Origin of the sequence: Nostoc sp., assembly GCF_036917355.1 — a bacterium.
In the GTDB taxonomy this organism is placed as follows: domain Bacteria; phylum Cyanobacteriota; class Cyanobacteriia; order Cyanobacteriales; family Nostocaceae; genus Nostoc.
Genome location: NZ_JBALDP010000054.1, coordinates 1 through 12965 on the forward strand (window position 1 = coordinate 1; position 12965 = coordinate 12965).

The window sequence follows — 12965 nt, forward strand, 5'->3', positions numbered from 1 at the left end:
GTAACTCCTAACTTTGTCGCCGCCGCTTTAAAATCAGGTCTGGGTGGACGCTGACTGCGATCGCCTGGATTTGGCGGATTGGCTGGGACTCCTAACGCCGCCTTTAACTGGGCTTCTGTAACTCCTAACTTTGTCGCCGCCGCTTTAAAATCAGGTCTGGGTGGACGTTGATTGCGATCGCCTGGATTTGGCGGATTGGCTGGAACTCCTAACGCCGCCTTTAACTGGGCTTCTGTAACTCCTAATTTTGTTGCTGCGGCTGCAAAATCAGGTCTGGGTGGACGTGGCCGTTCGTTTGATGCTTCGTTGGGCGGTTGTTGCGCCTGTGCAATTCGATCGAATTGATTAGCGGCATTTGCTTGATTGAGTGAAATCAAACCAAATGTGCCAACCAGAACAGGAATTGCTGTTACTACTAGTACTCTACGAATATTCATCATTAAATCTCCAAAGGTTTATATTTCTAATTAAGTCTTCTCAAAATAACAGTTTGCCCTGTTTCTAAATTACAGTTTTGTAATTTAGAAACAACAATACTCTGACGATATCGCCGCTGAGGGCGAGGCAAAATGCAAGGGTGCATAAATTAACGGTTATTGCGTTCTACCCGGTTTTGAACTGCTTCTTGATTATGAACTTGGGGACGTTGGGGAGAACGCTTTTTCTGATGTGGACGGGGTTTAGAATGTCTGATTTGTGGTTTTTCATCAGATATTTGCCGTTTGTTGGGCTGTTGTGAAATCTCGGCGTTCCGATGAGATTGATTAGCGGCATTTGCCTGATTGGGTGCAACAAAACCGAATGTACCAATCAAAAAAGGAATTGCGGCTACGGCTAAGACTCGACGGATATTCATAAAAATCAACCTTCAAAAACTAGTAGTCTGCCAACCTAAAAATGTTAGGTGGAGGTTGGGTAAAGGTTAAAGGTAAAAGGGTAAGGGATAAAAAACCTTTCCCCTTTCCCCCTTTCCCTTTACCCCGCCAAGTTGCCTTGGCGTACTACTAGGGTGTTCATATTTCTAATTGAGCCACCTCAAAATTACAGCTTTCCTATTTTCTAAATTACAGTTTTGTAATTTGAATAAAAAATAATGAATTTAGAATAGAAGAATATATGAATTAATAAAAACTTGTGAACGTTCTGTTTGTTGAAGATGAAGCGAAAATTGCTAACTTTGTCCGGGCTGGATTAAAGGAGCAGGGATTTGTTGTAGACTACTGCGATAACGGTGATGACGGATATCTGCGGGCATTAGACAACGAATATGATGTGATAATACTCGACATTATGATGCCGGGAAAAGATGGACTATCGATTCTAAAACTATTACGGCGGCAAGGTCGGAATGCTCCGGTGATTTTGTTGACGGCTCGGAATGAACTAGACGATCGCTTGCAAGGGCTAAATTTGGGAGCGGATGACTATATCGCTAAACCGTTTTTTGTGGAAGAGTTAGCGGCTAGAATTCATGCAGTTGTGCGCCGGAGTGTGAGCGATCGCCAAAATCTACTTTGCGTTGGCCCGATCAAACTCGATCGCATCACTAGGGAAGTAACTTGTAATCAGCAGGCGATAGAACTCACCAGCCGCGAGTTTAATCTTCTGGAATATCTCATGCGTTCTCCCGGACGGGTTTTCACTCGTACCCAAATTTTAGAACACGTTTGGGGCTACGACTTTAACCCCAATACCAATGTTGTGGATGTTTGTATCCAGCGAATTCGGAAAAAAATTGATCCCCTTGATGAAGCAGTCTGGATTGAAAGCATTCGAGGGGTTGGATATCGATTTCGCAAGCCAGATTCTTCATCATGAAACTTCCTTCGTTTCGACTCCGCATTGCTCTATTGTCTGCGGCTCTAGCTGGCAGCACATTAGTCGGATTTGGCGCGGTTTCCTGGTTTCAGATTTACAATGCTAAGATTAGCCGCCTAGATGCAGAACTATTAAATCACTTAATGCGGGCAACTCCGAACTTCCCTCCACGAGAGGAACCTCCCCCTGGCGCAGCGTCTCCCAGAAGAGAAAACTCAGGCGATCGCTCCCGATGGCAGTTTTACGAAGATTCATTATCTTATGCTTTCGGAACCAATACAAAAACCCCTGTCGCCCTGGTGGTGATGGACGCAAATAACAATATACTTTATCAATCCAACTCCCTACCTACCGATCTTGAGGTGAATCGTCTGTTGCTGAAGCGTCTTGAGTTGACACCTCTAGGACAGCCCCCAAAGAGAGAACCACCTCCTTTACCCTCCAATAGAAATCCATCCTTTGAGGGGCCACCACTGATTCGTCCACGCCCACCTCAATTTGTCACAGAGAATACGGCAACAGCAGTCTGGCGAATTGGCGCAACTAAATTTCCCAATGCTCAGGTTGCCATTGCCGTTAGCTTGCAAGCCGTAGATCGAGATATGGCTACCATTCGCAATATTTTCCTGGTTTCAATTCCGGGAGCGCTGCTATTGGTTGCGGTGGGAGCATGGTTAGTTTCTGGCGGTGCTTTGCGTCCCATCCGGCAATTAACTGGTGTAATTCAACAGGTAACTGTCAAAGGGCTAGATCAGCGAATTCCCATTGGGACAACTGATGTTGAATTTGTCGAACTGATTCAGGTGTTTAACCTAATGTTGTCACGCTTGGAACGTAGTTTTACTCAAGCTTCCCGCTTTAGTGGTGACGCGGCTCATGAACTGAAAACCCCACTAACTATTTTGCAAGGCGAACTAGAACGAACACTCCAACAGGTCGATCCCGGTAGTGAAGTACAACAGCGCTTAAGTAACCTGTTAGATGAGGTGCGCCGCCTGAGTGGAATTATGCGAAAACTCTTGTTGCTATCTCTGGCAGATGCCGGAAAAATGAGCTTGTATCTGGTTGAAGTGGATATGTCTGAGTTGCTGATGGAGATGCTAGAAGATGTGGAAATGCTCGCTCCCCATTTGACTGTGCAAACTGACTTTATTGATGGATTGCGGGTAAAAGGCGATCGCGATCTTTTAATTCAAGTTTTGCAAAATCTATTTAGTAATGCAATTAAATATAATCTCGCCAACGGCTGGATACAAATTCGTACTCATCAAACTCCAACAACTCTTCACGTCACCATTGTCAATGCATCAAAAGATATTCCCCTAAGCGATCGCGATCGCATTTTTGACCGATTTTATCGCGGCGATCCCTCACGTAACCGCAAGGTAGAAGGAATCGGACTAGGACTGAGCCTAGCCCGAGAAATTGCCAGGGCACATCGGGGCGACCTTACTCTTGACTTAACATCTTCTGGTCAAACAGCGTTCACCCTCACCTTACCGATGAAGTAATCCCTCTTTTACTACTACAAGAAGTCGGAAAGAGTAAGTACAATACCGCCTTCGGGAGGGCGATTGATTTCTCCGTGTCCTCTGCGGTTCGTTATTTTGTAACTCGCGCCTAAGTCCTAAAAGCGATCGCCTGGCACTTGCATTGATTAATTCAAAGCATCAGCGATCTTAATACCAAGGTGCTGCAATGTTTTTTCTTTAACAAATTCAGCTGCACTACGAGCCGATTCCGCCAAAATAGTATCAGTGTTTGGAGTCAGCTTCAGCGCTCCTCCCAGATATCCCAAAGCTTTGCAATAATCATCAGTCAAGTTCGTAGATGCCAGTCTCTTTACAGTTTGATAATCGCCACTCTGAAAAGCTGTTAACGCTTTGTGGTGTAAATCATTTTCTGGCTTTCCTAGTACTTCAAGAATTGCGCTCACAGCTTTATCGACTTTTTCTTGTGTTAGTTCTGTAGATAGTGTTGCTTGCATATTTATCTATCTCCTTTTGTTCATGAATTTGCAAGTTGTCGATAGCGTTCTTGAACTTCCTGAATCGAAAACAAAGTTTCAAACTTCAACCCCGCTGACTGGTACAACTCACCTCCCCCTTGTTGTCGATCTATCAGTGAAATTACTTGATTTACGGTATAACCTGCATCTTTAAGACGCTCAACCGCCTTTAGAGCAGATTGCCCAGTTGTTACTACATCTTCCAAAACTACTACTTTTGCGCCCTCTGGTAAACTGGGGCCTTCTATATAAGCTCTTGTCCCATAACCCTTGGCTTCCTTGCGAATAATCAGCGCTGGGATTGGGCGGTTTTCATAAACAGAGACTATACTCACTGCTGTCACAATTGGATCGGCTCCCATTGTTAAACCACCTACAGCCTGTGTATCTACAGGTAATAAAGGAAATAGTAATCGTCCGACTGCTAAAGCGCCTTGAGGATGGAGTGTTACCTGTGTTTTATTGACGTAATAAGAACTACGCAGCCCAGAAGATAGGAGAAAATCACCCTCTTGATAAGCAAGTTGGCAAAATAAATCTAGTAGCTTGTGGCGTAAAGTGGTCAAATCAGAAGTGGTTGCCCAAATATCTGAGTGGGTAAGAGTTTCAGTAGGATACGTCATTACAAAACATTAAAAGTTGTGCTACACCAAAGGTTGAACTCATCAGAGTTCTGAACTTCAGCATAAATTAAGATTCGCCCAAAGCAAAAGTTGAGGAGTCAGAAACGTGCGTATAAAATTTAAAACCTTTGGTGGTTTATTGGTACTGCTTGCTGCTGGTATTGCTTTTCCCTCTATTGCATCTGCCCAAACGGCAACACCCAATTCTGAAACTACGAATGATGTATTCGAACGAGCTTATTTTAGTCACGATCGCAATTTCTACGAAAATGGCGGCCTCAAGCGTCAGCTAGACTCATTTTTTGGATCTGGTTCTGGTTTCGGTGGTTCCTTCCCAGAAAATGAAATTGCCCGCGATGCTAATTTGGTTAATACTTTATATCATGATGCCCTGACTCAGCAAGTTGGCAACGATCCTTATATTCGTACTCCTGATTTACCAAATCCTTATGACACATCGCTGCTCGTGTCTCCTCGCTATAGCAACAAACTCAAAGTAGGAACTGAATTCAGGTTTGAAACATTACCATCTCGGTAAGATTGGGGAGTGGGGAGTGAAGAAGGTAATAGGGTACAGCTTACAGGGTAAAGATTATTCCCTCTCACCTCTCCCCTAATCCCAATACAAGTCTTGGAGACGCACTCGCGTTCGCGGTTCCTGAGCCTAGTCGTTCGCGTAGCGTCCCGCAGGGAAGGGCAGTACAAGTGCCCCATACCTTCTATTACTATTTTTTGATCGTTCAGTGCGCCCTGCTGGAATCGAACCAGCCTGAAGACGAATTATGAGTTCGTTGCCTCCCCAATCGGCCAAAGGCGCTTGTTTTTTGGTTTGTGGGTTGCTACGAGCAAATTACTTTAACTCTTCGGTCAACCTTATTTACTAAATTTAGAGTGAGCAAAATACCTCACGCACTGAGTTTAGCCAATTCCATGAATATAGCACAAATTTACCACGTGTGAATACTGGACAATAGTTTATTAGATTTTTATACTACATAATTTGATCATAGATATAGTGCAAACTAATATTGATTAAGTTCCTTTAAGGATTGAGGTCAAAAGCTTCACTATTCTTAAATAGACCAGCATTCTATTGTGATAGCTTGTCAGCGATGAAAATAAATTCTACTGTACTTCTTACTTTGATTTTGTTAATTCTGATGATGGGAGCAGGTTCTGTGAGCGCGTTTTTAGGCTTTGAACTGGGGAGTTCAGCACTTAAAGGCGTGACTACACCAGATGGGCGTCCTACAACCAAATTTGCCAGCAATAAGGCAAATAGCTCTCAACAGGGAGGGCTAGTGCTATTAAAAGAGGAAGAAATTCTGAAAATAGTCAAGGCGCGAATTGAGGGTAAGACCAAAGCCGCTAAATCGGAAAAGCCCGAAGAAGATGATGAAGAAACCAATAGCAGCAAGCAGAAGCCAGAGGAAAAACCCCCAGAAGTAGTTGAAGAAAAGCCCCTACCAGGTTTTCCGGTTACTGCCCAAAGTCAGGGTGTAACAATGACTGTGCAATCTGCTCGCTACTCTGGTGGTGATTTACTACTGAAAGTGAAAATGCAGAACAAAGGTAAGGATTCTGTGCGCTTCCTGTATAGTTTTTTAGATGTTACCGATGACAAAGGACGAACCCTGAGTGCTAGTACAGAGGGTTTACCAACAGAATTGCCTGTAAATGGGCCAGCATTTTCAGGTACAGTGAGCATTCCTACAGCTTTACTTGATGATGTCAAGAAAATATCACTTGCTCTCACTGATTATCCCGCTCAACAATTGAAGCTAGAGGCATTGAATATTCCTGTAGAAAGGTAGAAAGGGCATTGGGCATTGGGATTATGGGAGAGGTGATAGGTGACACGTGATAGGGAATAATCTGTACCCTGTAACCTGTAACCTATTCCCTATTTCCTATTCCCCCTAAATGGAGGACGTGAGTTTTACACGAGCTTTGGCGGTGAGTGTTTTTCCTAATTTAAGTTTGATAGAAGTGGCGCTGCGGTTGTTATCAGTGCTACTACTGATTGCCATAAATGCCTTTTTTGTGACGGCGGAATTTTCGATGGTGAGTGTGCGACGATCGCGTATTCACCAGCTAGTTAAGGCTGGGGATATTCCAGCGATCGCTGTAGAAATGTTACAACGCAGTATTGACCGACTGCTATCTACCACCCAGTTAGGTATTACCCTCTCTAGTTTGGCACTGGGATGGATTGGCGAAAGTACGATTGTTGTACTGGTGAATGCCTGGTTAAGATCCTGGCCTTTACCCAGTGGGATGACTACCTTCCTCGCCCATTCCTTATCAATTCCTATCGCCTTTTTCTTAATTGCCTATTTGCAAATTGTGATCGGAGAATTATGCCCCAAATCCTTAGCCATGCTGTACTCAGAACAGCTAGCAAGGTTTTTGGGGCCTCCGGTAAAAGCGATCGTGCGTTTTTTTGGTCCCTTCATCTGGATTCTTAACCAATCAACTCGTTTTTTATTACGGATTTTTGGCATCCAATACACAGGTCAAGGCTGGCGACCGCCTGTAACTCCCGAAGAATTGCAACTGATAATCTCTACAGAATGGGGGTCTACTGGATTACAGCGTGCAGAGCGAGAATTGCTCAATAATGTCTTCGAGTTTGGGGATGTCATGGCGCAAGATGTGATGATCCCGCGCACCAGTATTATCACACTGCCGAAAGATGCTACTTTCCAGACATTACTTAGGGAAATGGCTTCTACTGGTTACTCTCGCTATCCCGTAATTGGTGAATCTTTAGACGATGTTCGCGGCATTGTTTATTTTAAAGATTTGGCACAACCTTTGGCTGTAGGAAAGCTCAGTTTAGAAACACAGATCCAACCTTGGATGCGTCCTGCTCGGTTTGTTCCAGAACACACGCCTTTGAGTGAACTTTTGCCCATGATGCAGCAAGAGAAACCCGCTATGGTCATGGTAGTGAATGAATTTGGCGGTACTGTGGGACTAGTGACAATCAAAGATGTCATTGCCGAAATTATTGGCGACCCCAACGACCTTGAAAGCAGTGAAGACTTACTGATTCAAATGTTAGGTGAGCAAAAATTTTTGGTGCAAGCACAAATCAACCTTGAAGACCTCAACGAAGTTTTGCATCTCAATTTGCCCCTGACCAGAGAATATCAAACACTAGGGGGCTTTTTGCTGTATGAGTTACAGAAAATTCCTGCCAAAGGTGAAATATTTTGTTATCAAAATCTCGAGTTCACCGTGGTATCGATTGTTGGCCCACGCCTGCATCAAATTCAGCTGCGACGTTTAGAGGAGTTAGGAGTTGAGAGTTAGGAGTTATGAATTTTAACTCCTCACTCCTAACTCCTAACTCCTCATTCAAGAAGCATACGCCAGTGGATCGACAAGTCCCAATTCGGCAAAAGCTGCTAGCCGTAAGCGACAAGAATCACACACACCACAGGCGACATCTCCACCTGCATAGCAAGACCAAGTTAGTTCCCAAGGAACTCCCAATTGGTTCCCCAGTTGGATGATTTCGGTTTTTTTCAGGTTGATTAGGGGTGCAACAATCTTGATTGGTTGTCCCTCACGCCCTTGTTTAGTTCCCAGGCGAAAAACTTCCTGCATTGCTTGGATATAGTCGGGGCGACAATCAGGATATCCTGAGTAATCTAGGGCATTAACGCCGATATAGACACGCTCTGCTGCGATCGCTTCGGCGTAACTAAGAGCAAAGCTTAAAAAGATGGTGTTACGAGCCGGAACATAAGTGACAGGAATATTTTGAGACATTTCATCCAGCGATCGCTCCTGGGGTAAATCAATGGCATTATCAGTAAGGGCCGAACCGCCCCATTGTCGTAAGTCAAAGTTAACTACCTGATGTTTTGCGATCGCAGCTTTTTGAGCGACACTGAGCGCTGACTGTAACTCTCGTCGATGTCGCTGCTGGTAATCAAAAGAAATAGCATGACATTCACAGCCATCAGCTTGAGCTTTGTACAGAATTGTGGAAGAGTCCAATCCCCCAGATAACAGAATTACAGCTTTCATCTCGGTTGCAAATTTTGGATTTCAAATCACTGCATCAAACCTTAACAAGATGCCAGAAAGCGATGCCAAGGATAATTTATACTTAGGTTTTACTGAAAGGTTTAAAGTTAATAAAAATACATATATTTTTATAGAAAGTGTAAAATCCAAAGCAAACTCGAAATATCTATACAAAAGATATTTAGATTACGGGAACCGATCGCAAACTTTGAAATTCTTCATAAACATAGGCTCTATGTTACCATCTGGATGGTTTTAGACGGATCGTAACCGGCTTTCGAGTATAAACGCCAACGGCCGTAGCGTCTCTAAATTTGGTGGTTGAGGAGAGAATAATAGTGCAAAATAGCATGTCAGTGGCAGAACCGAATCCATATACACAGCGCAACCAGCCACGACCAATCCGCATAGGCGTGATTGGAGTGGGTAACATGGGACAACACCACGCTCGCGTGCTGAGTTCAATGAAAGATGTTGAACTAGTCGGAGTGGCAGATATTAACGTCGAGCGAGGATTAGAAACTGCCAGCAACTACAAGGTGCGTTTTTTTGAAGATTACTGCGATCTGCTACCCCTTGTGGAAGCAGTTTGTGTAGCTGTTCCCACCCGTCTGCACTATGCCGTGGGCATCAACTGTCTGTTAGCGGGAATTCATGTTTTGATTGAAAAACCGATCGCAGCCAGTATTTCTGAGGCAGAGTCTTTAGTAAATGCCGCAGCTGAGTCTGGGTGTATCCTGCAAGTGGGTCATATTGAGCGTTTCAACCCAGCTTTTAAAGAACTGAGCCAAGTTCTAAAAACAGAGGAATTACTGGCGCTAGAAGCCCACAGAATGAGTCCTTACTCAGATCGGGCAAACGATGTTTCAGTTGTGCTGGATTTAATGATCCATGACATCGACCTACTTCTGGAATTAGCTGCTTCCCCAGTCACAAAATTGACTGCTAGCGGTACTCGCTCCCTAGACTCTGGTTATTTAGATTACGTAACTGCCACTTTGGGGTTTGCCAATGGTATTGTTGCTACTCTAACTGCCAGTAAAGTCACTCACCGAAAAATTCGCCGGATTGTCGCCCATTGCAAAAATTCATTTACTGAGGCAGATTTTCTCAAGAATGAAATTTTGATTCACCGACAAACGCCTGCCAATTCTCTCACCGACCACCGACAAGTACTTTACAGGCAAGATGGTGTGATTGAAAAAGTCTACACCAGCAATATTCAACCTCTAAGTGCAGAATTAGAACATTTTGTCAACTGCGTACATGGTGGCAATCAACCCTCAGTAGGTGGCCAACAAGCTCTCAAAGCCCTGAGACTCGCAAGTTTAATTGAGCAGATGGCGCTGGAAGATCGAGTTTGGAATCCCTTAGACTGGCAATCGGAACCAAGGGTACAATCTTTGACTCCCACAATCTAGAAGAAGAGGGGATGAGGGGTATGAGGGGGACAAGGTGAAATTTTCTCCCTTCTCTCTCGGTGATACCCCACAGCCCCAACTTCAGAAGAAAACCTAGAATATGTTTTTAAATTTGCCATCAAATCTTTAGATCCTTCCTAGTCCCTTGAAAAAGGCAGGCTAAGGGGGATCTAAAAAATTAGAAAACAAAACCTAGTAGTTCGTTCCATTAATTTTGTCAGGTTCGTAGTGAGCGATTTATCGCTTAATCTTAATGGCTAGAGCTACTTACGAACTTTTATAACTCTCGACATTAATGAAACAGACACCTAGCTTCCACTTGTCTGACTCTGTTTTTCAGTTGTGATGCTAATTTTTAGTGCAACCAAATTTCCTTGACTCTAGCAAGCGGGGATAATTACCCTTTAAAAAAGCTAAAGCTGAATTTAGCACCAAGACTAGTCCAGCAATTTCAGGAATTGACTCAATGCTTGAATGGATAACTAATACTATCAATTATTTTGGCTATTGGGGAATCGCCCTACTAATGTTTTTAGAGAACCTTTTTCCCCCCATTCCTTCAGAATTGATTATGCCACTGGCTGGATTTACAGCAAGTCCATATCAACCAGGAGAGGCAAAGCTGAATATTATTGGTGTATTTTTCGCAGGACTTTTGGGTTCTGTATTGGGCGCACTTATTTGGTACTATCCGGGTAAGTTTTTGGGTGAAATCCGTTTGAAAGCTTGGGCTGACAAGTATGGCAAATGGCTGGCCATATCCAGTAAAGATATTACCAAAGCTAAAGAGTGGTTTGACCGACAAGGTAAAACAGCAGTATTAATTGGTCGTCTTGTGCCAGGAATCCGCACCTTGATTTCTGTTCCCGCAGGTATTAGCAATATGCCTTTGCTACCATTTTTGTTTTACACAACATTAGGTAGCGCTGCTTGGGTAGGTTTGTTAACATACTCAGGATACATATTGGGTAGTCAGTATGAACTTGTGGACAAGTACCTTGCTCCTGTATCTAAAATCGTACTTGGCGGTTTGGTTCTAGCATTTGCTTTCTGGATATTCAAGCGCCAGTTAAGACGCACTAGACGTACTAGAAGATGAAACACGGACGCTTTTGGTTTGAAAGCAGTGAAAGCAGGGGTTACATCTGGCCAAAATTCGCCTACACTATGCCAAATAATACTAGATGTGCGTTGGCAGAGCTTACCAGAGGTATCGCCGGAATTAATTTTTGGCGTATTTCTAGCTACACTTGACGCAACCTAGAATTTCTGGTTGCTCGCATTTTTGTAAGATGAGCATGACAACTTTTTACAGTTAAGTTTGAACTAGGAGCTTTCATGACAGACCAACCTTCCGCCGCTACCCCAATCAATGCTGCTGCTATACCCATGAATAGGCAGCCGTTAGCATCGACTCCCATCAATGCTGTTAATAATAATCCTCCCAAGCCAACTGGTGTTCCGGGAAAAACTATTCTCAGTGTTGATTTAGGCAGAACTTCCACAAAAACTTGTGTGAGTCGTGAACCAGGCAGTGTGGTGTTCGTACCTGCCAACGTCAAGCAGATGTCAATCGAACAAGTACGCGGTGGTGTTTTTGAAGCCAGGGCTACTGACCCCTTAATGGATTTGTGGCTGGAGTATCAAGGAAATGGATATGCTGTTGGTCAACTGGCAGCCGATTTTGGGGCGAATTTAGGAGTCGGACAATCTAAGGTAGAAGCTGCACTAGTCAAAGTATTAGCAAGTGCTGGCTACTTCAAACTCAGAGACGATATCTCAGTTGTACTTGGTCTACCTTTTCTTTCCCTAGAGCAATTTGAAAAAGAAAAAGCACAATTGATTAGCCAAGTAGGTGGCCCTCACGTGTTAAACTTCCGAGGCGAATCTGTGTCGCTGAACGTTAGTAAGGTATGGGTTATGCCAGAAGGCTACGGCAGCTTGCTGTGGTCTGAAGCTCAACCCAAGAAAAACCCTGGCAGTCCCGATTTTACAAAAATATCGGTGGCGATCGTCGATATTGGTCATCAAACCGTGGATCTTTTGATGGTAGATAACTTCCGTTTTGCCAGAGGTGCTTCTAAGAGCGAAGACTTCGGCATGAATAAGTTTTATGAATTGGTATCTGCCGAAATCGAGGGAGCAGATAGTCAATCTCTAGCACTGATTTCCGCTGTCAACAAACCCAGAGGTGAACGCTTTTATCGTCCTAAAGGCGCTAGCAAGCCCACCAACCTAGATGATTTTCTTCCTAACCTTACGGAGATGTTTTCGCGCGAAATCTGTAGCCGTGTGCTAGCCTGGTTGCCAGAACGTGTCACCGATGTGATTCTTACTGGCGGCGGTGGTGAGTTCTTCTGGGACGACGTTCAACGTCTGCTCAAGGAAGCAAAGATTAATGCTCATTTAGCAGCACCTTCCCGTCAGGCGAATGCTTTGGGGCAGTATATTTATGGAGAGGCACAATTATCCTCCAATCGCGCTGCTAGGGCATAAAGCTGATGTTCCAATGGTCAAAAAAGGTAGTTAAATCCGTCACGTTCAACCCAGAGCTTGCTGATGAAAGCTTGTTAGCGCAAGTAGAAAGTTATTTGGAAAAACAACCAGACAAGACTTTCAGCGACCTCTGTAAAGAAGCCTTGTGGCAATCTTTATGTGTACCGGAAACTGTACAACCTGCTCCACAAACGGCAGTAAACACACCGATAGATCAACAAATCGGTGAACTGCAACGTCAAGTGGCTGGACTTGAGGAACGTTTTTTTGCCAAGGGATCTAATCGTTTGGAGGCGATGGAACATCATCTACTGCAACTTTCTCAACAAGTTGCACAACTGGCGCTCATAGTCAACGATCGATCGTTCATTCCGTCTCCAACTCAATTAGAAGTAGTAAATAATACTTCTTATACTGTTGCTACCCCTCCTCAAGAGGTTGACCCCGTAATCAGTCGCCTTAGTCAGTTTCTCGATGATTTTTAAGGAAAAATCAGGTTTGTGAGCAGTTTTTGCTCATATTAACAATCCTTAATAGTTAATACTATTAAGGATTATT

Annotated in this window: 14 protein-coding genes and 1 tRNA gene; 9 read left to right on the plus strand and 6 right to left on the minus strand. The window is 43.9% G+C overall.

Features of this window, described 5'->3' with window-relative positions:
- Both V7K53_RS15745 and V7K53_RS15750 read right to left on the minus strand, forming a co-directional pair.
- Positions 1–440: hypothetical protein (locus tag V7K53_RS15745; RefSeq protein ID WP_335198448.1), on the minus strand; the 440-nt coding region annotated here is incomplete at its 3' end.
- 146 nt (positions 441–586) lie between these two features.
- Positions 587–856 (minus strand): hypothetical protein, encoded by a 270-nt coding sequence (locus V7K53_RS15750; RefSeq protein WP_335198449.1) that lies wholly within the window; start codon positions 854–856, stop codon positions 587–589.
- A 278-nt stretch (positions 857–1134) separates the two neighbouring features.
- Here V7K53_RS15750 and V7K53_RS15755 point away from each other — a divergent pair, with 278 nt between their 5' ends.
- Both V7K53_RS15755 and V7K53_RS15760 read left to right on the plus strand, forming a co-directional pair.
- Complete coding sequence (locus V7K53_RS15755) at positions 1135–1818, plus strand: response regulator transcription factor (protein WP_335198450.1); 684 nt, start codon at positions 1135–1137, stop codon at positions 1816–1818.
- Positions 1815–3329, plus strand: a complete 1515-nt coding sequence (locus tag V7K53_RS15760) for an ATP-binding protein (RefSeq protein ID WP_335198451.1) — start codon at positions 1815–1817, stop codon at positions 3327–3329. Before V7K53_RS15755 ends, V7K53_RS15760 begins: the two co-directional genes overlap by 4 nt.
- Positions 3330–3475: 146 nt before the next feature.
- Here V7K53_RS15760 and V7K53_RS15765 read toward each other — a convergent pair whose 3' ends face one another.
- Both V7K53_RS15765 and pyrE read right to left on the minus strand, forming a co-directional pair.
- Positions 3476–3805, minus strand: a complete 330-nt coding sequence (locus V7K53_RS15765; RefSeq protein ID WP_335198452.1) for a hypothetical protein — start codon at positions 3803–3805, stop codon at positions 3476–3478.
- A 20-nt stretch (positions 3806–3825) separates the two neighbouring features.
- Positions 3826–4449: an orotate phosphoribosyltransferase gene (gene pyrE, locus V7K53_RS15770; RefSeq protein ID WP_334838377.1), complete on the minus strand. Its 624-nt coding sequence runs from the start codon at positions 4447–4449 to the stop codon at positions 3826–3828.
- 106 nt (positions 4450–4555) lie between these two features.
- Between pyrE and V7K53_RS15775 the strand changes: the two genes are divergently transcribed.
- Positions 4556–4987 (plus strand): hypothetical protein, encoded by a 432-nt coding sequence (locus V7K53_RS15775; protein WP_335198453.1) that lies wholly within the window; start codon positions 4556–4558, stop codon positions 4985–4987.
- Between the two features lie 206 nt (positions 4988–5193).
- Here V7K53_RS15775 and V7K53_RS15780 read toward each other — a convergent pair.
- A tRNA-Ile gene (locus tag V7K53_RS15780) sits at positions 5194–5266 on the minus strand.
- Between the two features lie 295 nt (positions 5267–5561).
- Here V7K53_RS15780 and V7K53_RS15785 point away from each other — a divergent pair.
- Both V7K53_RS15785 and V7K53_RS15790 read left to right on the plus strand, forming a co-directional pair.
- Positions 5562–6263 (plus strand): hypothetical protein, encoded by a 702-nt coding sequence (locus tag V7K53_RS15785; protein WP_335198454.1) that lies wholly within the window; start codon positions 5562–5564, stop codon positions 6261–6263.
- Positions 6264–6372: 109 nt separating this feature from the next.
- On the plus strand, positions 6373–7767 hold the full coding sequence (locus V7K53_RS15790) for a hemolysin family protein (RefSeq protein ID WP_335198455.1): 1395 nt from the start codon (positions 6373–6375) through the stop codon (positions 7765–7767).
- Between the two features lie 45 nt (positions 7768–7812).
- Here V7K53_RS15790 and queC read toward each other — a convergent pair whose 3' ends face one another.
- Entirely contained in the window at positions 7813–8490 is a 678-nt protein-coding gene (gene queC, locus V7K53_RS15795; RefSeq protein ID WP_094347285.1) for a 7-cyano-7-deazaguanine synthase QueC, read from the minus strand.
- A gap of 338 nt (positions 8491–8828) precedes the next feature.
- Between queC and V7K53_RS15800 the strand changes: the two genes are divergently transcribed.
- The 4 genes from V7K53_RS15800 to V7K53_RS15815 all read left to right on the plus strand — a co-directional run bounded on the left by V7K53_RS15800 (position 8829) and on the right by V7K53_RS15815 (position 12892).
- Entirely contained in the window at positions 8829–9911 is a 1083-nt protein-coding gene (locus V7K53_RS15800) for a Gfo/Idh/MocA family oxidoreductase (RefSeq protein WP_335198456.1), read from the plus strand.
- A gap of 466 nt (positions 9912–10377) precedes the next feature.
- Complete coding sequence (locus tag V7K53_RS15805) at positions 10378–11010, plus strand: DedA family protein (protein WP_335198457.1); 633 nt, start codon at positions 10378–10380, stop codon at positions 11008–11010.
- 239 nt (positions 11011–11249) lie between these two features.
- Positions 11250–12407, plus strand: coding sequence for a ParM/StbA family protein (locus V7K53_RS15810; protein ID WP_335004897.1), 1158 nt, complete (start codon positions 11250–11252; stop codon positions 12405–12407).
- A 5-nt stretch (positions 12408–12412) separates the two neighbouring features.
- Positions 12413–12892, plus strand: coding sequence for a plasmid segregation centromere-binding protein ParR (locus V7K53_RS15815; RefSeq protein WP_322673704.1), 480 nt, complete (start codon positions 12413–12415; stop codon positions 12890–12892).
- Positions 12893–12965: the final 73 nt, after the last annotated feature.

Excerpts from the sequence above, each read along its gene's own strand:
- V7K53_RS15815 (WP_322673704.1), top strand. The coding sequence starts at position 12,413 with ATGTTCCAATGGTCAAAAAAGGTAGTTAAATCCGTCACGTTCAACCCA.
- queC (WP_094347285.1), bottom strand. The coding sequence starts at position 8,490 with ATGAAAGCTGTAATTCTGTTATCTGGGGGATTGGACTCTTCCACAATT.
- pyrE (WP_334838377.1), bottom strand. The coding sequence starts at position 4,449 with ATGACGTATCCTACTGAAACTCTTACCCACTCAGATATTTGGGCAACC.
- V7K53_RS15750 (WP_335198449.1), bottom strand. The coding sequence starts at position 856 with ATGAATATCCGTCGAGTCTTAGCCGTAGCCGCAATTCCTTTTTTGATT.
- V7K53_RS15785 (WP_335198454.1), top strand. The coding sequence starts at position 5,562 with ATGAAAATAAATTCTACTGTACTTCTTACTTTGATTTTGTTAATTCTG.
- V7K53_RS15760 (WP_335198451.1), top strand. The coding sequence starts at position 1,815 with ATGAAACTTCCTTCGTTTCGACTCCGCATTGCTCTATTGTCTGCGGCT.
- V7K53_RS15790 (WP_335198455.1), top strand. The coding sequence starts at position 6,373 with ATGGAGGACGTGAGTTTTACACGAGCTTTGGCGGTGAGTGTTTTTCCT.
- V7K53_RS15765 (WP_335198452.1), bottom strand. The coding sequence starts at position 3,805 with ATGCAAGCAACACTATCTACAGAACTAACACAAGAAAAAGTCGATAAA.
- V7K53_RS15810 (WP_335004897.1), top strand. The coding sequence starts at position 11,250 with ATGACAGACCAACCTTCCGCCGCTACCCCAATCAATGCTGCTGCTATA.
- V7K53_RS15805 (WP_335198457.1), top strand. The coding sequence starts at position 10,378 with ATGCTTGAATGGATAACTAATACTATCAATTATTTTGGCTATTGGGGA.